General features: G+C 39.2%; 20 protein-coding genes. 13 read left to right on the top strand and 7 right to left on the bottom strand.

The window, feature by feature from the left end; genetic code table 11:
* Window positions 1-25 precede the first annotated feature (25 nt).
* The 4 genes from PP182_RS18330 to PP182_RS18315 form a co-directional block, all read right to left on the bottom strand.
* Entirely contained in the window at window positions 26-2,911 is a 2,886-nt protein-coding gene (locus PP182_RS18330; RefSeq protein WP_272652722.1) for a TonB-dependent receptor, read from the bottom strand.
* 76 nt (window positions 2,912-2,987) lie between these two features.
* On the bottom strand, window positions 2,988-3,902 hold the full coding sequence (locus PP182_RS18325; protein WP_272652721.1) for an alpha/beta hydrolase: 915 nt from the start codon (window positions 3,900-3,902) through the stop codon (window positions 2,988-2,990).
* Between the two features lie 38 nt (window positions 3,903-3,940).
* The gene (locus tag PP182_RS18320) at window positions 3,941-5,488 is read right to left on the bottom strand and encodes a long-chain-fatty-acid--CoA ligase (RefSeq protein ID WP_272652720.1); all 1,548 of its coding nucleotides are present in this window, start codon (window positions 5,486-5,488) and stop codon (window positions 3,941-3,943) included.
* A gap of 679 nt (window positions 5,489-6,167) precedes the next feature.
* Window positions 6,168-6,425 (bottom strand): sterol desaturase family protein, encoded by a 258-nt coding sequence (locus PP182_RS18315; protein WP_272652719.1) that lies wholly within the window; start codon window positions 6,423-6,425, stop codon window positions 6,168-6,170.
* Window positions 6,426-8,091: 1,666 nt separating this feature from the next.
* On the opposite strand from PP182_RS18315, the gene PP182_RS18310 reads away from it, so the two are divergent.
* From PP182_RS18310 to PP182_RS18280, 7 genes are all read left to right on the top strand, one after another.
* Complete coding sequence (locus PP182_RS18310; RefSeq protein ID WP_272652718.1) at window positions 8,092-8,382, top strand: helix-turn-helix domain-containing protein; 291 nt, start codon at window positions 8,092-8,094, stop codon at window positions 8,380-8,382.
* A 138-nt stretch (window positions 8,383-8,520) separates the two neighbouring features.
* Window positions 8,521-8,868 carry a plasmid mobilization protein gene (locus tag PP182_RS18305; protein ID WP_272652717.1) on the top strand — a complete coding sequence of 116 codons (348 nt, stop codon included), beginning with the start codon at window positions 8,521-8,523 and terminating at the stop codon, window positions 8,866-8,868.
* Window positions 8,858-9,910 carry a relaxase/mobilization nuclease domain-containing protein gene (locus tag PP182_RS18300; RefSeq protein WP_272652716.1) on the top strand — a complete coding sequence of 351 codons (1,053 nt, stop codon included), beginning with the start codon at window positions 8,858-8,860 and terminating at the stop codon, window positions 9,908-9,910. Before PP182_RS18305 ends, PP182_RS18300 begins: the two co-directional genes overlap by 11 nt.
* Before the next feature lie 8 nt (window positions 9,911-9,918).
* Entirely contained in the window at window positions 9,919-10,206 is a 288-nt protein-coding gene (locus PP182_RS18295; protein ID WP_272652715.1) for a hypothetical protein, read from the top strand.
* Window positions 10,207-10,359: 153 nt separating this feature from the next.
* Complete coding sequence (locus PP182_RS18290; protein ID WP_272652714.1) at window positions 10,360-10,533, top strand: hypothetical protein; 174 nt, start codon at window positions 10,360-10,362, stop codon at window positions 10,531-10,533.
* Window positions 10,530-12,131 (top strand): recombinase family protein, encoded by a 1,602-nt coding sequence (locus tag PP182_RS18285; protein ID WP_272652713.1) that lies wholly within the window; start codon window positions 10,530-10,532, stop codon window positions 12,129-12,131. The genes PP182_RS18290 and PP182_RS18285 overlap by 4 nt, the downstream gene beginning before the upstream one ends.
* An 824-nt stretch (window positions 12,132-12,955) precedes the next feature.
* The gene (locus PP182_RS18280) at window positions 12,956-13,099 is read left to right on the top strand and encodes a winged helix-turn-helix transcriptional regulator (protein WP_272652712.1); all 144 of its coding nucleotides are present in this window, start codon (window positions 12,956-12,958) and stop codon (window positions 13,097-13,099) included.
* 37 nt (window positions 13,100-13,136) lie between these two features.
* Here PP182_RS18280 and PP182_RS18275 read toward each other — a convergent pair whose 3' ends face one another.
* Both PP182_RS18275 and PP182_RS18270 read right to left on the bottom strand, forming a co-directional pair.
* Window positions 13,137-13,910 carry a helix-turn-helix domain-containing protein gene (locus tag PP182_RS18275; protein WP_272652711.1) on the bottom strand — a complete coding sequence of 258 codons (774 nt, stop codon included), beginning with the start codon at window positions 13,908-13,910 and terminating at the stop codon, window positions 13,137-13,139.
* Window positions 13,911-14,825 (bottom strand): ketopantoate reductase family protein, encoded by a 915-nt coding sequence (locus PP182_RS18270; protein ID WP_272652710.1) that lies wholly within the window; start codon window positions 14,823-14,825, stop codon window positions 13,911-13,913.
* A 137-nt stretch (window positions 14,826-14,962) separates the two neighbouring features.
* On the opposite strand from PP182_RS18270, the gene thiC reads away from it, so the two are divergent.
* Genes thiC through PP182_RS18240 form a run of 6 tightly spaced genes read left to right on the top strand, consistent with a single transcriptional unit; the run spans window position 14,963 to window position 19,891 of the window.
* A complete protein-coding gene (gene thiC / locus PP182_RS18265) occupies window positions 14,963-16,804 on the top strand; it encodes a phosphomethylpyrimidine synthase ThiC (protein ID WP_272652709.1) in 1,842 nt (613 codons plus the stop codon).
* A complete protein-coding gene (locus PP182_RS18260; RefSeq protein WP_272652708.1) occupies window positions 16,801-17,532 on the top strand; it encodes a hydroxymethylpyrimidine/phosphomethylpyrimidine kinase in 732 nt (243 codons plus the stop codon). Before thiC ends, PP182_RS18260 begins: the two co-directional genes overlap by 4 nt.
* An 11-nt stretch (window positions 17,533-17,543) precedes the next feature.
* Window positions 17,544-18,185 carry a thiamine phosphate synthase gene (thiE, locus tag PP182_RS18255; RefSeq protein ID WP_272652707.1) on the top strand — a complete coding sequence of 214 codons (642 nt, stop codon included), beginning with the start codon at window positions 17,544-17,546 and terminating at the stop codon, window positions 18,183-18,185.
* 16 nt (window positions 18,186-18,201) lie between these two features.
* Entirely contained in the window at window positions 18,202-18,624 is a 423-nt protein-coding gene (locus PP182_RS18250) for a GNAT family N-acetyltransferase (protein WP_272652706.1), read from the top strand.
* 24 nt (window positions 18,625-18,648) lie between these two features.
* The gene (locus PP182_RS18245) at window positions 18,649-19,191 is read left to right on the top strand and encodes a GNAT family N-acetyltransferase (protein ID WP_272652705.1); all 543 of its coding nucleotides are present in this window, start codon (window positions 18,649-18,651) and stop codon (window positions 19,189-19,191) included.
* Entirely contained in the window at window positions 19,175-19,891 is a 717-nt protein-coding gene (locus PP182_RS18240; RefSeq protein ID WP_272652704.1) for an aspartate/glutamate racemase family protein, read from the top strand. The genes PP182_RS18245 and PP182_RS18240 overlap by 17 nt, the downstream gene beginning before the upstream one ends.
* Here PP182_RS18240 and PP182_RS18235 read toward each other — a convergent pair.
* Entirely contained in the window at window positions 19,884-20,648 is a 765-nt protein-coding gene (locus PP182_RS18235; protein WP_272652703.1) for an MBL fold metallo-hydrolase, read from the bottom strand. The two genes, PP182_RS18240 and PP182_RS18235, sit on opposite strands and share 8 nt — an antisense overlap.
* Window positions 20,649-20,689: the final 41 nt, after the last annotated feature.

Raw genomic sequence — 20,689 nt, 5'->3', positions numbered from 1 at the left:
TTTTAATATCTGATTGGAAATATCTTCAAAATTTGTAAGTTGCGGTCAAGTAATAAGCCCTAGGCTGTATGGCAACGGTAGAATACGGGGTATTTGCGGTAACGGCCGCATCGTATTCGGCTTTTGAAAAACTGGCATTACCACCCAACACTTGCCCTAGGCTTCCAGGGCGTTGAAAGGTCATTACACCATAGGTGTCAAATAGATTGTTCACGTTCAAACTTAACTGGAAACGCTTGGAAAAATTATAGCCCATATTAAGATTGAACTCTGAAAAAGCCGGTAACTTGAAAACATTTGCGGCATTGGCCTGTCTGCTGCCCATATAGGACCAGACGACAGAACCAAAGAAATTACCTTTGGAATAGGTAGGAGCGATGTTCGCCATTACCCGTGGACTGTTCTCCGCCTCATTGCCTGAATACGATATTTGTGTATCATCATCGGAGCCATTTGCATTGGCCACCCAAATATTGTATTCATCCAATTTTGATTTTTGAAACGTGGCCACTCCCCTCAAACTCAAATTGTCGTTTATAAAAATATTGGTCTCAATCTCTATACCCGGGGTATTGTATTTTGCATAGGTTCTTGGTGGAAAGTAATAAGTACCATCAGAATCTTGAAAAATTTGGCCAACTGGCACCCCACTCAAAACACTGAAAAATGGCGTAACAAATAAGTTTGATTTACCGAACCCTGCCTTTAGACCAAACTCAATCTGTTCTGTACTTCGCACTTTTGGTCGGTACAATGCGAGGTTTTCTGGGGTGTTTAGGGTAAAATAGAAGTCAAGATCCGGTGCTTTTTTACCTTGTGAATATCGTCCGTAAACAGCAAGTTTTTCGTTGAACTTGTAATTTAGTGCGGCAGAATACGAGAACGTGTTGATCTTGTAATTGAACTTAAATGTGGCCAATGAGTCCAACTCATTATTGTTGTAGGTGGTAAAAGGGTTACCATCAGTACCCCCTGTAGAAAAGGGGGATCCTATAAGATAGGGCCTAATATTCTCCCCGTCAATATTGACGTTTTCATAACGCAGGCCCCAATCAAAAGTCATTTTTTCGTTGATGTTCCAAGCATGGCCAAAAAACAAGGCTCCCTGTTTTTGCTTTGCTTTAAAAGAGATATAAGCTCCCAAGTTTCCGGTTCCCTGTCCCACTCCGGTAGAGTTTGTAAATTGATATTCGCCAGAGGGTCCGGTTATGGGAGTTCCTGTATCATCGACCCCATAAAGAGGAGTGCCAGAAAAGTTCAGAGTCAAAAGCTTGGGATGGTTTTCTATGGTTCCCAAGGCTATGTCCCCTCCTGAAAAGCGCTCTGCATTGGTATAACCATAGAAACCACCGAAGTTAAAGTTCATATTGTTCATTTTTTTATTAACCGAAAAACGTTCCATGAATTCGGTGACCGTATTGTCATAATAGCTCAAGGGAAGCAATAGGATGGAGTTGGAGAGTACATCCTGACCCGGTAATGAACTGGAGGTGACCGTGGGCACTCCACCAGTGACATCGACTTGGGCCAAGTTTTCACCTGTGTTGGCATCGCGGAAAGTGAAGGCCCCAGGATAGCCGGCACCAAAACCACCCAGAAAGAAATATGGAACCAAATCAGTTATCGATGAAGGTATCATCGACCCCAAAGTATTGTAAAGTACCGTGTTGTGCGAGAATTTTGTGGCATTGCTCAAACTCCAATTATTTCCTAAATCATGGTCCCAGCCCAACGCAATGGATTGGTATCTATTTTTGACTTGGTTTTCTGAATTAAAGTCATAGGTACCCCCGTTTACTAAGTCTTCACCTGAATATTGGAATCCTTCGGGAAAATTAGTGGCACTGCCACTATCGAAACTAGATGCTAATTCTGGATCACTATAGCCAACGGTGAGCATGGGCTGGGCAAAACCATTCTTGTCATCAAGGTATTTCAAGAAAATTTTTACATTACCCTTGTCATAGGACTTCATCAAATTGCCTTTAATCTGCCCCCCATTGTTCATGGGATAACCAGGGTATCGCGCCCCTTCGTCGTATCTATAAAATCCACCAATACTATAGAACCAGCGATTTCCCAAAGGTCCCCCAAAACCAATGTCGATCCTTTCCTGGCTGTTCTTGCCATTGCCCAAAAGGCCATACTTCATTCTTACTTCCCCTTCAAATTTGCTTCCTCCAGTTTTGGAAATATAATTGAATACCCCCCCAGGGGCGTTTGCCGCTGTAACCGAAGCAGGGCCCCCGCGGACGGCATCTACTCTGGCCAGTGTTACGTCTGAACGGAGAAAAAAGTCAGGACCGTAACTAAAATAGGTGGTATTTGTAATCGGAAGACCGTCTTCTTGCATGGATACGTATTCGTATCCAAAGCTGCCATCGGTCGATCCTACCGTAATGCCCCGTGAGGAAACACTGTTCCTGATTTCGCCCACAGATGAGTTCACGTATACGCCGGGAACATTCTTCAAAAGATCCGAAGCACTTTTAGGTACCTGGTTCTCAAGTATCTCTGCGCCCAGTGTGGTAATGGCCACCGATGCATCCATCCTTTTTCGTTTATCGAAAACACCTGTAACGACCACCTCGTTCAGCGTATTGGCCTCGGAAAGCACAATAGTAATAGTGTTTGTCAGTCCGCCGACCTCAACTTCCTTTTGGACATAACCGATGAATGATGCCACCAAGACCACGTTTCCTTCTGGTGCGTCTTCAAGGATGAATGCCCCATTCTCGTCTGCCACCGCATAGTTGTTGGTGTTTTTTATTATGACCGTGGCAAGGGGCAGGACACCACCATCCGTTCCTTCTACGGTACCGATAATTTTTCTGGTTTGTGAAAACATTGCTAAGATCGATAATTGAAAAACAATCAACGGCAACCAACCTTTTTTTAATAGATTTTTCATGTTTGTTTAGTTTAGAGTTTCAGTTTATTTTTACATTCATATCGGTTCATAAGGCTTCTATGTCCGTCCATGGGCTCTATTTGTCATATCCATGTTTTAGGACCCAATCTACCATTGCACCATAGACAAGCTTTTTGGTTTCGGAATCATCAAGGTCAAGATCGTGTCCGGCGTTCGGTATCTTTAGGAATTTATGTTCAAAGCCCATCGATGTGAGCTTTTTGTCCAATATCTGTGATTGGGAAAAGGGTACTACTTCATCATAGGTACCATGTATGATCAATACAGGAATATCCTTGACATGTGACAATGGACTTGAATCGGTGAATGCTGAATCCAGTGGTTTTTCTTTGTCATATGATTTGCCCGTCATCATCTGAACCATTTCTATCAATCCAGCCTCTACTGCATAGTCCAATAAATCAGTATCATCAAAATACGTGGGGCCCGAAAAATCGACAATCGCTTTTATGGACTTTGATGTGGTATAGGAAGATAACATGGCGAGGTGCGCCCCAGAACTGGCACCGACCATGGTAAATCCTTCATCCCGTGTGCCCCATTCTTCGGCGTGTTCGCTGCAATAGGCCAAGGCATGGTCAACATCTTGCAACATTTGCTTATAATGGGTATCGGTCGCATTGGCATACCTATGGTTCATGTTCGCAACGGCTATGCCATGATCCAGCAATGTATCTTGAATGTCTCGCACATATTCCTTTCCTGCCTGTACCCAAGCGCCCCCATGGATCAATACCACGAACGGAGTATCGGGGGTACGCCCCGCCGGCAGGTAAACATCCATAACATTGCGCGTATGTTCGCCATACCTTTCATTGTACATTTTTTGCTGTCCCTTGTCAATGAATGCCTTTTTGCTCGGTGCACAACCCAGTATTACCAACGTTGACACCAATAAAAACACAAACACCCTTTTTAAAATTGAAGGTCTCATCTTTATTTTATCGGTAGAAAACCTATTGTTTTTCATGTTCTAATCTGTTTTTATAAAATTCAGTTCGCAGCGTTTTACCTACGCAGTTCTTTTTTTAAGATCTTTCCCGATGCGTTAAGGGGAAGGGTCTTTACGAATTCGATTTCACGGGGATACTTGTATGCAGCGATTTTTTCCTTAGTCCATTTAATGATCGCTTCCCCAGTCACGGTCTTACCATTTTTCAAGACGACGAACGCCTTTATCTCTTGACCCAATCTTTCGCATGGCACACCAACTACAGATACCTGAGAAATGGCCTCGTGCCTTATCATGGTCTCTTCTATTTCTCGGGGGTACACGTTCTTTCCACCGCGTATGATCATATCTTTGATACGGTCAACGATATAGAAAAACCCGTCATCGTCCTTTATGGCAATGTCACCCGAATGCAGCCACCCATTGGTAAGTATTCTTTCCGTTTCCTCCTTCAGTCCATAATAGCCTTTCATTACATTGTGCCCACGGTACCATAATTCTCCCTTCTCGCCAGTTGGCACTTCGTTGCCTTCTTGATCGACCACCTTGACTTCAACACCCCATATGGGAGTGCCCACCGACCCGGGTTTTCTGCCAATTTGGCGATGGTTGAAAGTGACAACGGGTGATCCTTCGCTCATACCGTACCCTTCTAAAATCAGCACATTGAAAAGCTCTTCAAAATCTTGCAGCACTTTTACGGGTAATGAGGCCCCGCCAGAGATACAGAGGCGTAACTTATGTTCGCCCGGTTGTTTTTCAGGTCTGTTGCGCAAGTAATCGAGCAATGCCCAGTACATGGTCGGAACGCCCACAAAAATACTCACCCCATACTCACCGATTAGTTCGAGTACTTTTTCAGGGTCAAAACGGGGGACAAGAATACAATGAACACCTTTAAAAATACAGGTGTTCATCTGTACGGTCATCGCAAGAATGTGGAATAAAGGGAGGGTTATCAATTGTACATCATTGGTATGTAACCCAAGGATGCTATTGGCGGATAACAGGGCATTTAAAAAAAGATTTGCATGGGTGAGTTCAGCTCCCTTTGGACTTCCAGTGGTACCTGAAGTGTAGATAATCACTGCAATATCCTCCGCCTTGGTCGGTATGGATTCATAGGATGGAGATTGATTATGGACCAGCCATGATAATGTTTGGATATCATCAATCGGTAAAGTATTTTGAGGTTCGGGCATGATCATAAAAAAATGCTCACAGTCGTTAACTTCCCTGAATGCTTCCCACCCGTACTTCCCCATTGGAAACTCTTCATTTCCTTGAAAGCAAAAATATACCTTACTGTCACTGTCTTTCAATTGATAGGCAATCTCATTTTTCTTAAGAAGGATACTTAAAGGAACGACTACTCCCCCCGCCTTTAGAACTCCATAATAAACGATGGGAAACTGCACAAGATTGGGACAACTTATGGCAATCTTGTCCCCGGGACGGATGCCTATTGTGATTAAGGCATTGGCCAATTTATTGGCCTCTTCATTTATACTGAAGAAGGTATAGGTCTTACCATGGCAAGTATACGCGGGTCTTTTCCCATGTCGAAGGGCACTGTCTTCCAAAAATGTTGATAGATTAAGCATGTTACAATTTTTATAAACTGAATTGTATTAGGGGTTCGAAAAAGAAATATTTTGATACGAATCGGGAATTTTTACCTTGACGGGTATAGAAGGAAAGGGAACTTCAAAATAGGGTGGACAAAATTGCACGGATAAAGGGAATCCGTAGACTTACTATTGTACGAGTATTGGCAGAAACAGATGGGTTCCAATCCCTTGGGAGCATTAGGAGACTGGTGAGTTATTCGGGTCTGGAGGTGGTCCACAAACTCAAGAGGACAAAGTTCAAACTTTTTGAAAGGCGATATTGAAATTATTATCAACCAATCATTACATGTTAGGAGGGTTTGATTTTTAATAATATACCTTCGGGCACATCATCCGAAAGGGGTTAAATACCTTCACTGTATAACTGGTCTGGTAAAATTTTATACCTCTTAGCCAACAATTCAACGGATTAGATATATACGAGCTTAAGACAATTATGTAAGATTTGTTGGTGTCTATTTTGAATCTTGATTCAAAAATTGTTCGAAATCAATTTTTGCAGTTAGATGCCCTCCTGTGTGGCTCCACCCCGGGGGCATTATCAAGTATAGAACTTTGTTTTTTAAGCCCGGAGCATTTTTTACATCTTTGTAAAGCGACTTAAATTCACCAAAATAGACATCAAAAAAGCTTCCTGAGTCCATTTCCCGAGTTATGTCATATTGGATGGGAAGTTCATCATCCTCGTCTTGATATGTTCATATGTTCCAAATATCCTGTCCCATATATTTAAAAGGTTACAGAAATTGGTGTCCATATACAGGGGATTTCTACCATGATGCATACGATGGTGCGAAGGAGTCAATATAAGTTTGCCAAGAAAACCAAATTGTCCTTTTTTCAGCACAAGTTCTCCAATATGGATAAAAGTAGCATAAGTAATATCCAACAAGAGGGTGGAAAAAAACAATTTTGGATTACACCCTAGAGCATACACGTTGCGGTACGGACAAAATCTGCATAAGGAAATTCAAGAAAAAAATGAGCATGGTTAACGAATAGGTTCATGGTCTCCGCAGCATGGTGGGGAGAGTGGAGGCACCAAAGGATTCGTACTTTATGCCCAAAATAGTGATAGATATAACTGCCAATTATTTTCAATTGGTGTCTCAAAAGCATTCGATTTTTCCTCCAAAATGTAAATCTTCAACTATAATTGTAATAAACTAGACTGAACTAGTCGAAAATCATGAGATGGCTTCGTTATTTTCAAGGCTACCCCTAATTGGTTCATAAATTTTTAAAATCTCTTATAATGACAAAAAAGTAGAAGAGAAATTTATAACTAGTAAATGATGTAGCAATCTTCGGAACTTCATTCCCATAGGGTGGCAATATTTCCAGTATTTTCCTTCCATCAGAACTTTATCCTAAGCATATCTTTTCTAATATGTGGGTACATACCGATATCTAAAAATTGTAGCCGAAAGAAGAGGATTTATTTAGCAATTGGTTTTATTTTTATTGAATCGGTCATGAGTTAAAATTCCATTATTTCCCTCAACGAAAGCAAAAGGAAAAAAACATAGGCAATGATATTACTGACTTTTATTTTTATGAATTGAGGCAGGTACACTCAGGTATATAATTGTCTTAATTAAAATTGGAATTTATTCTGATGGTTGTTTTGCGAAGCACAGCTTTTAAAGTCAATAAAGTCAGGTTGCTAATATAATTTTCCAGTTGCTTCAACTTTTGAATTTGGTGTTCTTTCCTTCTTTTGAGTATTGCTTTTTTAACCAATTTACGGTTTTCCAATATTTTTTTGTCCATGCCGAAGTTGAAAGGACTTCCTTTTCAGTCCAGATTTTCAACATCCTAGGTGCCGTGCATAAACGAAAGAGGTCGAAAAAAGTCACCTCTTGCATTATATCTTTCACCGACTTAAAAACTCCTTGCATCCCATCAAATTGGCCACTATCCATTAATGAACCACTACATTTTTGGCTTGAGAGGGCATCCCTGTTGGGTGCTCATTGTGGAAAGGGAGAAAGAAGAAAAGGTTGGATGTTTCTTGTATTCCGCAATGGTATAATTCTCCCTATTCTTAAAACAAGAATGGTTAAAAATAAGTTTAATGATGATTTTGAAAACCTATGGACCTTTCAAAAATGTCCCAAATGACAGGCTGTAAACTTGTTATAGTATCAACCGCTTTGAGTGACAACTTTTTTCAGGACGAGACAGATATATACATTTGTATAATCATGCTTATATAAATAAATGTATTTGAAGTAGCTTGAAATTTTTGTAAAACATTTGTGGGAAGGGAGAAAGAAGACAACAGCTAGAGATTGTCCGAGTTTTAGCGTAAACCGAATTCTTTTTCTCCCTACCCACATTTCTATGGCAGTTGCCAAAAACAATGTTTTTGGCAACACCCTTGAAGGAATCGAATAGGTAAGCCTCTTGGGGGCTTAATATCCCTATTTTAGATTTAACCTCAATTCCCTATACAAATTTATTTTGAATGTTTCTTGATTTGCCATACATAAACTGATGTATGGCAAACGGGTTAAATGCTGTTCAATATTGCTAGGTTTGTTCAATAAAATAAATCAACAAATACCAGTAATATGAAGCGCATATTCATCATGGACGACGATGGATTAAAGGAATACGTTCCTGTAGAATCTCTCAAAAACAATCTAGCTCCAAAACTGGAGGATAAGGATAATGAAAATCAAACTGAAAATGAAATGTTGACGATTGCTGATTTGGTCAAAAAATTCAAAGTGACCAGACCGACCATCTATTCCTGGATGGAGAAAGGGTTGCTCAAAAAGATACCTATTGGCGGACGTGTCCTGTTCCATCCCAATGACATCAATGAACTTATCGATCGGTTAAGGGGTATTTCTTCTTAGAAACAAATGGATAATCCAAAAACATAATTGAAAAAGTACTTTATATCGGAGAATATGAAGCAAGTTGTGTTTTTGCTAACAAAAACCCTACGCACTTCGTTTGTAGCAGCCTTGTGATCCTCACAAAATCCGTTGAAAATGGGTAGGCCAAAAAAAGAATTGAGTAATCTGAAAACAATACAGGTCAATGTCAGGATGACCGCTGATGAATACTGTATGGCATGCACGAATGCTGAAGTCATGGGATTGTCCATAGCAGAATATATCCGACGAAAAGTCACTGGCAAGTCTTTGCCAAAAAAGATGGTCAGCCCATTGGACAGAAAACTTTTTGTTGAATTGAGTAGAATAGGAAATAATCTGAACCAACTCACTAGGGTTGTAAACTCAGGTATTTGGGACCCATTTAGTATTTCTAAACAATTAGAGGAGGTAAAAATTCTATTGCAATACCTCAAATCAAATATCGCAAACGATGATAGGTAAGATTGTAATCGGTAAAGATTTTTATGGGGTTCTGGCCTATAATGAAAAAAAGGTGGAAGAAGGGGTCGGGTATGTAATCGATTCCAATATCGAACCTTCTACCTCGGTCAACATGACCAATGAGTTCAATCTGATAAGGCAGTTGCGTCCTGGATTGGGCAAGGCCGTTTTTCATGTTTCCTTGAACCTTCCCTATTCGGACAGTTTGAATGATAAAGACTTTGCTTCGTTTGGATGCGATTATCTCATGAAAATGGGGTTTGACAACAACCAGTTCATCATGTACCGCCATACCGATACCGAGCATGAGCATATCCATATCATTGCGAACAGGGTCAGGTATTCGGGCAGGGTCTCAAGCGACAGCAACATCAAGAGAAGAAGCAGGGAAGTACTCAATGATCTGGAAAAGAAATATGGACTGACCCAAGTCTTGGGAAAGGCCAACACCAAAAAATCGCTCACCCAAAAGGAAATTGAAAAAACGTTGAGAACAGTTACTGCCCCGACCAAGCTTATCCTTCAGGATAAAATCGGGGCCACCATTTCAAAGGCAACGGACACGGCAGAATTTATCAAGCTGCTCAAAACGCAAAATATCTCCCCCAAATTCAATGTCAGCCAGACCACGGGCCGAGTGTCCGGAGTATCGTTCAAATATGAGGGCATCATCTATAATGGAAGCTCCTTGGGCAAAAGGTTTTCATGGAACAGTATCGTAAAACATATCGATTATGAGCAAACAAGAGACCGTGCAATTGTTCTCGAAAATAACAATGCAATTGGAGCAACTGCAAATTCTGCTGGAGCGATCGCAAATGGAACACAAAGAGTTATCGAGGTGCCAGCAGGAAATGCTGAACGGGCTCAAAATGCTCTTGAAGAACCAGAACACCATGTGGCAAAAAATCAAGGAATTGGATGGGTAGCCCCATTGGTCGAGGACAATCCGTGGAACCCTTTTAAGTTGGAAGTGGTGGATTGGGATAATTTAAAGCGCAAAAAGCGAAGAAAAAAGAAAGGAAAAGGATTCAATCTTTAGGGGCTGTTATGAAAACGGAACGTATGGAAAAGACCGATAAGTTATATCCTTCAGGATTGTCTCACTCTGAAATTCAGGTATTGGAGATGATACGGAATAAGAGGTTTCTGTCCATAAAACTGACCATCAAGAATGGGGAGGTAGATATCATCGAGGGTCTGGAACGATTGGATACGGGAGAGCGTATCATAGATATCCTGAAACAACATGATTTTCAAAATCTGGAAATCAAGCAAAGCCATGGGAAAATTGTCTGTGTGAACCGGACATTCAGGAAAAAAGTCAATCATTCATAAAAAACTAAAGGTTGTTAACCAACAGCTCATAAGTATGGGATAAAATGGTAATCCCACAAGGGATTAAATCGAATAAAAAAGGTAAATTAAAGCCTGCTTTTACAAATACGGTAGTGACCTACAAGATCCAGGAGCTGCTGACATTTACGGGAAATGTCAAACCCAACAATTGAGCTAAAGCAGAAAAAAAGAACATTCAACAGTACATGGCTCAAGACTTACGAAGGTTTTGAAGATTACACGAAAGAAGACGCAGAGAAAATCGTAGAGCAACTTCAACAACTGGCCAACATAGTCTGTGACCATGTCCAAAAAGGAAGCACATGAACTTAGAGGTATTCAGTCAATTTGCCAAAAAGGAAAAGGGAAGGATCATAGGAAAGAACCAAACGGCCGTTATTTACACCCGTGTGTCCAGTAAAGAGCAATTTGATAATAATGCCAGTTTGACCACACAACTCAAATATTGTCAAGAGTATGCGCTTCGTAAAGAATTGGATGTAATTGAATATTTTGGGGGAACCTATGAATCGGCAAAGAGCGATGAGCGTAGGGAATTCCAACGAATGCTGAACTATGTAAAGAGGAGAAAGAACATCGGCTATATCATTGTCTATTCCTACGACAGGTTTTCGAGAACCGGCGCGAATGGTGCCTATATTAGTGAGCAGTTAAAAAAGCAGGGGGTGGCCGTCATTTCGGCCACACAAGAAATCGATGTGACGACAAGTGCGGGTACGTTCCAGGAAAACCTGTATCATATGTTCTCCCACTTTGACAACCAAGTCCGCAGGGACAAATCCATAACTGGAATGCAGGAAAAGCTGCGAAGGGGATATTGGACGGGCGCTTATCCATTCGGATATACCAACACCAATCCCGGTAAGGGAAAGACTCCAAATTTCGTGATTACCAAAGAGGGCAGATTATTGAAAAAGGCTTTTTTATGGAAAGCGAACGCCAATATGTCCCATGTCGAGATTGCGGAAAGGCTGAAAGAAAAGGGCTTGGATATCAGGGCAAAAAAACTGACCGACCTATTTAGAAACCCTTTCTATTGTGGACTGATCGTCAACAGTCTTATTCCCGGAGAGGTAATCCAAGGGAAGCATGAAGCCCTAATTTCAAAAGAGGTCTTTCTTAAAATCCATAATTTACTTCATGTGGGTGAATCGCCCCGGAAGTATTCGTTCGATGATGAAAACCTGCCATTGAAGATGTTCGTAAAGTCTTCGGTATGCGGTACACCATATACTGGATTCATCGTGAGGAAAAAGGGGCTGTATTATTATAAGAACAGACGAAAGGGTAGTAAGGAAAACAGGAGTGCCAAAAAGCTCCATGAAGAGTTTTTGGACTTGTTGGGGAACTATACCATAGCTGACAAAAAGTTTATCGAACCCCTGACCGAGATAATCCATGATACCTTAATTGATAAGAACCAAGAAGCACTTCAGGACCAAAAACGGTTGACCAACGAACTCAATAAGCTCAATGAACAGATAGATACCTTGGAAAGAAGGTATGTCGTTCTGAACGAAATTACAAGGTCACAGTACGACCTTTTCATGCCTGAACTTAAGACCAAACAAAGGGAATTGGAAACAAGATTGGGCGATGAGGGAATAAATAGTTCAAACCTTAAGAAGTCGGTTAAAATGGCACTTGATTATGCCTGTAACTTACCGTCATTGTGGAAGTTAGGAGATTTGGAAACCAAACGGGCCATCCAATATATGGTGTTCCCCGACGGGATTCGGTATGACTTCAAAAACAAGCTAGTTCAAACTTTTCGGGTCAATGAAATTTTTGCTACAATCCGCTCGTTTTCAGGTAATTTGAGGGAAATAAAAAACGGGAATTTCCACTCGATTTGTGAAAAATCCCGTTTAGTGACCTCGACAGGATTCAAACCTGTTTCCTAAACCACCTTATTTTAAGGGATTAAACCTTTTTGTCAAAATCTGTTGACCGAATTGTTGACGGTCTAATGGATAGCAATAGCTTCGAATTGACTTTCAAAGCAAATATAAGAATCCAGGATAAATTACGGCACGAGTATTCTTAGAACAACTGAAAATATCCGATTATTTAAAGATTGAAAAAACGTTGTTTTAAATTCAGAATTATTAATTAAGGAGTCTTAAGTTATAGAGGGAAACTCCTCTTTTCCAAAAAAAAAATCATTTTGACCCAATACATCGGCTTTGGCTTCTATTTCTCCACTGGCTACCCTAATGTTATCATTAAGTATCTCCTCTCCGATTTTAACAAAACTATTTTCACCTGTCTCTGTTCGAATTACAAGTGCTTATTCAGGTTGTAGGCAATGGCGGAGAGGTGCATCACCTTGTTGGTCCTAGCTAGCCCGATGGTATTTATCTTCCTCAGGTATGCCTTTTAATTGACTTTTTGGTTTTCGATTGTTTTCAAGGTCAATTAACACCTGATTAACCCAATTTACCAAAACAATTAACTTTGGTATATTTCTTTGGTGACTTAATTTTTAATAGCCGCCATTAATTCCATATCATCACTAAGACGTTCTCGCAATTGTAGTATTTGACTTTCCCTAATATTACTTGTTGCATATCTGAGAATTATGTCGGAGGACTCAATTCTTGGAATGAAATCAAAACTATTAGCCACTGGACCAAGACCTAAGAATAATTTGTCCTTTAAATTTTGAGTTTGTAAATCACATAACAATTGATAAACTGGTAAAGTGCTTGTTGGGTTTTCATAAGAATTGGAAAAGGACGGGCTGGTTAAAAGAACGGTGCATGCAGAAGTACCACCAATAGTGGACTATCCACTAAAGGAAATTGCCAGTCAACTCATTCCAATTTATGAGGAACTTAGTGATTACGCAGCAAAGCATAAAAAGTGCTAACCATAAAATAGAAAGTTGAAAATCCAATTTTATAGAATTAGTGGAGTAAGGATAGAAGAGAATTAGGAGTGTGTCCCGACCATTTTTTAACCTCTTTGATAAAGTGATTTTGGTCATAAAAACCATAGTGGAAAAAATCAGGGGTACACCCCGTTTTCTGAATGTGCTTAATTGCCAGCCTACAGCGAATCATTGATTGTACCTGCTTGGGAGAGAATCCAGCATATTGCATGGTTATTCTTTGAAGATGTCTTTGGCTTATTTTGAGCATTCTGGACATTCGACTTGCGGATGATGCATAATTTTTTCCATCTATGATAAGTCCTAAAAATTGATTCCATAGTACTTGCCCATTTCTATCTTTACCACGAGAAAGTTTTTCAATTTGATTATTAAAGGTGTCAATAAAAACATCTGGTTGGACTTCTTCAAAAAAAGGTGTCAACCAATTGAAGGCAGGTAGTATCTCTTCCTGTAAAATAATTTTATTGGTTAGTACGCTGGTTTCTTCCTTAAAAATCGGCAAGGTGCTTCCAAATTGAAAGGTCACTCCAAAGGCTAGATTTCCTTCGGGGTGTAAATATTCCGCAAAATTAGTCCTCGGTCCCAGAATGCGTGTATCTCTTATAACTATAGGGTCAAACTGATTATCTTTAACCGTATAGGGAGACCCAAGGGTAAAAACCCAATTCACATAGGGATAGGCAAAAATATATTCCGTCAATCCACGCTCTTTTACGCTTAAATCAAGTAGCCAGTAATAGCGTATAATATGTCGTAAATGTTCTGGTGGGGAAAATATTTGATACATCTATCTGTTTAATTCTGATTTTATTTTAACTAATTCCCCAAGTAACTTTGTTTCCTGGACTTGTGCTTCTAGGTTCATTCGTTTCGCTATCCTGACAACTTCAAAATTTAGGGTGTCTATTTCTGTTTCCCTTTTATTTCGAATATCCTGCAATGTGGAAATAAACTGACCGTCGGACATTTGACTGATGGAGATTACCTGATCCTCGACCTCTTTTATTACTAAATCAATCCCTTCTTCCCTTGAGATGAGCACACATTCCTTAATGATTCTCTTCGCCAGGAAAAACACTTCCGTGTTTCTGTGGAAAACCCCATTATCGACTTCCAATAATGGGCATATGGAATTGAATACACAATTTGCAATCGCCTTTTTCCAAATAATTTTATCGATTTCTTTTTCAGCAACAAATCTAAATTCCGGTGTGTCAATTTCCTTCACAATAGTTTTTAAAACTGAATTATTCTGCCGGATTATACCAATGGGAGATTCTGCTACAGGTTTATAACTTACTTCACTTTTTGAAATATTTTGACTGGTTACAAATAGCACACATCTATAAACCTCATGAAAATCACGCTCAATAAATGGTCTTTCTACACCTAAACCATTCTGCAAGATAACAATAGGAGTATTAATGACTTTGTTTTTAAGTTTTTCAGCAAGCCCCCTATTCCCAAAGGATTTATTGGTGAGCACCACTAGACCATTAAATTCAGTGAAGTTGCTTAAAGAATTGAACTTTACATCCGCTGTTAATCCTTGTCCTGATTTAAGTTTCAACGTCAACCTTTTACTATAGCAACTACCGTCATCAACGCTTCCTCGAATAAGCTGAACGTTTTTACCCTGTCGTGTTAGGCAAACTGCCAATACCTTACCAATTGCCCCCGCACCAATTATATATATGGTCATTTATTTTTGTTGTTACCAAAACAACAAATAACGGTAAAACACACTGTTTTAAATAGTATAAATTGGACATTTTAGTCGGATGTCCACCTTGTACTATCCTACTTATAGCTATTTAATGATTTTTGTTCAAAAAACAAATGGACACAAAGAATCCGGTTTTAGCCGATCATAAGCAACCTATTTCAAGAGATTCTTTTCCGAAATCAAAAAAACATTATACCACTACAACTACTGGTCTAAAGGTTCCTTTCAGGGGCGTTGAACAAGCTAAAACTACTATAAATGGAACAGAAAAGAACACCGTGAATCCAGAGGTTTTCCTCTATGATACCAGTGGTCCATATACCGATCCAAAAGCCACTATTGATTTAACACAAGGTCTTCCTTATGTTAGGGATTGGTTAGCAAAAGACAAGCAAATAACAGCGCTGTCACAACCATCATCTGAATACGGGAATACACGTTTAAAAGATAGTACGTTGGATACCTTACGATTTCCTAATATTCGAAAACCCAAACGTTCCACAAGACCATCCCATACGCAAATGTATTACGCCAAACAGGGTGTTGTTACTCCAGAAATGGAATACATAGCTGTACGGGAAAACCTGATGATGGATGATTATAATCAGCATTCTGGAAAAAGTTGGGGCGCTAACATCCCTCAAAATATTACTCCGGAGTTTGTTAGGGACGAAGTGGCGAAAGGGCGTGCCATTATTCCTGCCAACATTAACCATCCCGAACTAGAACCTATGGTGATTGGGCGTAATTTCCTTACCAAGGTAAATGCCAATATTGGTAATTCCGTAGTGACATCCTCTATTGCAGAAGAAGTGGAAAAAGCGGTATGGGCTTGCCGTTGGGGAGCAGACTCCATAATGGATTTATCTACGGGGGCAAACATCCATGAAACCCGAGAATGGATTATACGAAATTGCCCTGTGCCATTGGGTACTGTGCCTATTTATCAAGCCTTGGAAAAGGTGAATGGTGACCCTGTAAAATTGACATGGGAACTTTTTAAAGATACCCTTATAGAACAGGCGGAACAAGGAGTAGATTATTTTACGTTACACGCTGGCGTTCTATTAAGATATATTCCGCTTACCGCTTTACGCCTTACGGGTATTGTTTCTCGAGGAGGAAGCATCATGGCAAAATGGTGTTTGGCACATCATAAGGAAAATTTTATTTATACCCATTTTTCTGAAATATGCGAAATATTGAATAAATACGATGTCTCCATTTCATTAGGTGACGGACTACGACCAGGGAGTATAGCAGACGCCAATGACAAAGCACAGTTCGCTGAATTGGAAACCTTGGGAGAACTCACAAAAATAGCCTGGAAATATGATGTTCAGGTAATGATTGAAGGTCCAGGACACGTACCGATGCAGTTAATTAAGGAAAATGTAGAAAAACAACTGGAACTTACTCACGAAGCTCCTTTTTACACACTAGGACCGCTCACTACGGATATAGCCCCGGGATATGACCATATTACGAGCGCAATTGGAGCAGCCTTGATCGGTTGGTTCGGTACTGCTATGCTTTGTTACGTAACCCCTAAAGAACACTTAGGTTTGCCCAATAAGGAAGATGTAAAGGATGGATTGATTGCCTACAAGATTGCAGCACATGCAGCAGATTTGGCAAAAGGTTTTCCATCGGCCCAATATAGGGATGATGCATTAAGTAAAGCAAGGTTCGAGTTTCGATGGGAAGACCAGTTCAACCTTTCCCTAGACCCCTATAGAGCTCGTGAATACCATGATGAGACCTTACCTGCAGAGGGGGCGAAGATTGCTCATTTCTGTAGTATGTGCGGCCCTAAATTCTGTTCGATGAAAATTACACAAGAGATACGAGAGCTGGCCAATGAAAAAGCAGCTACAGAAGCTGAAGTCATTGAAAAAGGTTTAAAGGAAAAGGCAGAAGAATTTACAAAAAAAGGATCGTCCATTTATCTATGAAGCAACCAAAAGTATTATCCATAGCAGGGTTTGACCCTTCAGCTGGCGCAGGGATTCTAGCCGATATAAAGGTATTTCAGCATTTCAATGTCTATGGCTTTGGTGTAATGAGTGCCTTGACCATCCAAAATGAATCTGAGATTCGGGGGATACGTTGGTCAACACAAAAAGAGATTAAAGATCAGATAGACGTCATTTTTTCCCTTCACACTATAACAACCGTAAAGATTGGAATCTTAAAAGATTCCGACACTTTGAAATGGTTGGTCAAACTTTTAAGGGAATACGACCACAACTTAAAAATTGTATGGGATCCAATATTCAAAAGCTCTAGTGGATTTAATTTTTGGAATGATATTTATCCAAAACAGTTATTAAGTACGATTGCACTTATTGATCTAATTACACCAAACAAGGAGGAATACTCAAAACTTTGGGGTGCTGATTTTTCCTTTCACAAATTTAATGGACATACCGCTGTACTGCGGAAATCAGTTTCTGAAAATGAGGAATATGTAATTGACTACCTGTGGTGGAATCAACATATACACTATCTAGAATCCAGAAGACTTACTGGCCTTGATAAACATGGCACGGGTTGCATATTGTCTGCGGGCATTACTGCCGGACTGGCACTTGGTTTAAATATGAAACAGGCGTATTGTAAATCAAAAGAATTACTCAATCAATATATGTTAAGTAGTGAGTCTTTACTTGGCATTGCTTAACCGAATACGTTATGATACAAAATAGAATATCCAGAATTCATTTTATCACACAAAATATGCCCGGTAAAACACATCAGCAGTTGGCGCTCGAAGCCTGTGAAGCAGGTGTTGATTTGGTACAGCTTCGGCTCAAAGATATGGAAAGTTCAGAAATGCTTGATATCGCATTGGAAACCCAAGAGATATGTAGATGTTTTGATACAACTTTAATCATAAACGATCATCTTGACATCGCAATTGAGGTTGATGCAGATGGCGTTCACTTGGGCAATGGGGACATGGATCATATAATTGCCAGAAAAGAACTAGGAAGTAACAAAATTATTGGAGCAACCGCATATAATGAGGAAGAAGCCAAGTTTCATCAATCAAATGGAATCGCCGATTATATTGGATTGGGTACTTTTCGTAAAACAAGAACAAAACCCGAAATTGAGGATTTTTTATCTTTGAATGAGATTGGTCAGCTAGTTACAAATCTACAGAAAATGGATACTCCAACGATTCCTCTATTGGTTATTGGAGGGATACGGTTAGATGATATTACACCATTGCTTTCAGTCGGAATACACGGTATTGCCATTGCTTCACTCATCAATGAAAGTGAAAACAAGAAGCTAACATTAAAAACCATTAAAGCTGCTTTTCAATGAATCGAATAAATATAAAATGAAAGCAATAACAATCGATACCACAAAGAATAAATTGGATGCCCGTTTGATAACTGATTTTATTGCTAACTCCTATTGGGGTAAAGGAAGAACAATCGAGCAGACAGAAAATAGCATTGAGAATTCTATAAACTTTGGGGTTTATATGAATAATGAGCAGATAGGATACGCTAGAGTAATAACGGACTATACCATTTTTGCTTACTTGTCAGACGTTTTCATCATAGAAAAAGAAAGAGGAAAAGGGTACTCTAAAAGGTTATTGAATTACATTGTAAACCACCCTCAATTAAAGCATGTTGAAAAATGGAAACTTGACACCGCTGATGCACACGGACTATATCAAAAATTTGGTTTTAAAGAAATTGAAAACCCTAAAAGAATGATGGAACGAAAAACAAAAGACAATATCAACGATTAAAGATTACAATAGCATTAGATTAAAATGAACAACATCGAAATCCGGCAGGCAAATAAAAAAGATGCTAAATCCATAGCTCTTTTAGGTAGAACAACCTTTTCTGAAACCTTTGCCCATTATTTTAGGTATGAGCAGGATTTACTTGATTATCTTGAAGCTACGTTTTCTATTGATAAAATAGAAAATAGCATTGCGAAACCTACTAATAGATATTGGGTAACGATAGTAAATGGAATCCCTGCTGGCTATGCCAAACTTAAACTAAATTCAAAATCAGAGTTTATTTTAAACGGACCTGTATGTCAACTTCAAAAAATATATATTCTCAAAGACTTTTTATCTATGAGGATAGGGGGGGGGTTACAGCATCATTTGCTTGAAGAAAGCAAACAATTGGGATTTAAAGACATCTGGCTTTCGGTACTCAAAGAAAACACTAGAGCTATAAATTTTTATGACAAAAGTGGGTTTATAGAAATTGGGGAACATAATTTTCAAATTGGTAGGGAAATCTTTCATTTTTTTGTAATGAAGAAAAACTTGCAAACAATTGAAGAAAAACCCTAGTCTAATTAAGAAAATAGGACTGGTAGGTGGAATTAGTTGGACATCTACTCTAGATTATTATCGGTATATTAATGAAGGAGTCAATCAAGCATTGGGCGGGTTTCAATCTGCTGAAATTATTCTTTATTCTCTGAACTTTGCCGATATTCAGAACAAAGGGTGGGTTAGTTCGTTTGATTTACTCTTACATGCTTGTAAGGAATTGAAAAAAAGTAATGTTGACGGCATTGCATTATGCGCTAATACCGCACATTTATTTACCGATGAGATTCGAGAAATAATTAACATTCCTATTATAAATATTATAACCGCAACTGCACAGGAGATTAATTCGAGGAAAATAAATAAAATAGGTTTACTAGGGACAAAGTTTACCATGGAGATGGATTTTTACCAAAGAAAACTTAACGAATTTAAAATAGAGGTCTTAACCCCTGAAAAATCTACGGATATTGAACGTATACAATATATTGTAAAAGAGGAATTGGGAAAGGGTATCATCAAAGAAAATTCAAAAAGGGAGTTCATTAAAATTTCTAATAACCTTATACAACTAGGAGCGCAAAGCATTGTGCTTGGGTGTACCGAAATTCCACTTTTAATTAATGAGAAAGACTTTGATTCAACCCCAGTTTTTGACACCACTAAGATTCACGCGCAAGCTATTTTAGATTTTATATTGGACAAGCCTATTAATTAAAAGTAAGGTTTTCTCCATTCTTTGGAATATAACACCTATTGGAAAACCCATTCGCTAAAATTCTCCCAGAGATATATTTATGGGTTTCTGTACAAGGGCTAACAGCCTCAAGGTGTGTTATTATTACACTGATTTCAGAAAAACTCTCGCATAATGCCAGAATATCATCCGAAGTCATAGTCACGGGTTTACCGATTTCAAATGTGGCCGCTCCACCTGCCACTACGACATATTGTGGATTATGCAAGTTTATTGCGGTTTTTACTTCCTCGCACCATATTGTATCTCCTGCAAAATAAATGCTTTCTTCCTTTGTTGAAAAAACAAAGCCATTTACAGTTCCCATTTTTTTTCCTATCTCCCCGATTCCATGCAAGCCCTGTGTTATTGATATAGAAATTTCTTTGAATGTTGTGTTGTTTTCAATTCCAGTTACATTTTTAAAGCCATAATTTACTATGGTTTCTGCAATAGGAACAGGGCATATAATCGGTAGGTTCTTATCCAAAATCTCAATGGCGGTCGCATCCCAATGATCTGGGTGAAGATGGGTTACCACAATAGCATCTAGGTTTGTTAAGTAGTCATCTAATTCTTTGGGTCCAAATGGTAAATCTGTTAATGGATTTAAACGGTTGTCCTGAGTCCAGGGAAAAACTCCGAATGAGGATTTTTCTCCCAACATCGGGTCTATTAGGATTTTTTTATCTTTTAAATGTAATAATACAGTAGCATTACGCCATAATTGAACCTCCATAATAAATTCGTTTTTTCAATGAATAATTTATATTTACTAAA

This window comes from Maribacter sp. PR1 (assembly GCF_028464145.1).
In the GTDB taxonomy this organism is placed as follows: Bacteria; Bacteroidota; Bacteroidia; order Flavobacteriales; family Flavobacteriaceae; genus Maribacter.
The sequence above is the reverse complement of the archived record's forward strand: the minus strand, read 5'-3'. Positions and strand labels throughout refer to the sequence as shown.

Excerpts from the sequence above, each read along its gene's own strand:
- PP182_RS18330 (WP_272652722.1), bottom strand. The coding sequence starts at position 2,911 with ATGAAAAATCTATTAAAAAAAGGTTGGTTGCCGTTGATTGTTTTTCAA.
- PP182_RS18325 (WP_272652721.1), bottom strand. The coding sequence starts at position 3,902 with ATGAAAAACAATAGGTTTTCTACCGATAAAATAAAGATGAGACCTTCA.
- PP182_RS18320 (WP_272652720.1), bottom strand. The coding sequence starts at position 5,488 with ATGCTTAATCTATCAACATTTTTGGAAGACAGTGCCCTTCGACATGGG.
- PP182_RS18310 (WP_272652718.1), top strand. The coding sequence starts at position 8,092 with ATGAAGCGCATATTCATCATGGACGACGATGGATTAAAGGAATACGTT.
- PP182_RS18305 (WP_272652717.1), top strand. The coding sequence starts at position 8,521 with ATGGGTAGGCCAAAAAAAGAATTGAGTAATCTGAAAACAATACAGGTC.
- PP182_RS18300 (WP_272652716.1), top strand. The coding sequence starts at position 8,858 with ATGATAGGTAAGATTGTAATCGGTAAAGATTTTTATGGGGTTCTGGCC.
- PP182_RS18295 (WP_272652715.1), top strand. The coding sequence starts at position 9,919 with ATGAAAACGGAACGTATGGAAAAGACCGATAAGTTATATCCTTCAGGA.
- PP182_RS18290 (WP_272652714.1), top strand. The coding sequence starts at position 10,360 with ATGTCAAACCCAACAATTGAGCTAAAGCAGAAAAAAAGAACATTCAAC.
- PP182_RS18285 (WP_272652713.1), top strand. The coding sequence starts at position 10,530 with ATGAACTTAGAGGTATTCAGTCAATTTGCCAAAAAGGAAAAGGGAAGG.
- PP182_RS18275 (WP_272652711.1), bottom strand. The coding sequence starts at position 13,910 with ATGTATCAAATATTTTCCCCACCAGAACATTTACGACATATTATACGC.
- PP182_RS18270 (WP_272652710.1), bottom strand. The coding sequence starts at position 14,825 with ATGACCATATATATAATTGGTGCGGGGGCAATTGGTAAGGTATTGGCA.
- thiC (WP_272652709.1), top strand. The coding sequence starts at position 14,963 with ATGGACACAAAGAATCCGGTTTTAGCCGATCATAAGCAACCTATTTCA.
- PP182_RS18260 (WP_272652708.1), top strand. The coding sequence starts at position 16,801 with ATGAAGCAACCAAAAGTATTATCCATAGCAGGGTTTGACCCTTCAGCT.
- thiE (WP_272652707.1), top strand. The coding sequence starts at position 17,544 with ATGATACAAAATAGAATATCCAGAATTCATTTTATCACACAAAATATG.
- PP182_RS18250 (WP_272652706.1), top strand. The coding sequence starts at position 18,202 with ATGAAAGCAATAACAATCGATACCACAAAGAATAAATTGGATGCCCGT.
- PP182_RS18245 (WP_272652705.1), top strand. The coding sequence starts at position 18,649 with ATGAACAACATCGAAATCCGGCAGGCAAATAAAAAAGATGCTAAATCC.
- PP182_RS18235 (WP_272652703.1), bottom strand. The coding sequence starts at position 20,648 with ATGGAGGTTCAATTATGGCGTAATGCTACTGTATTATTACATTTAAAA.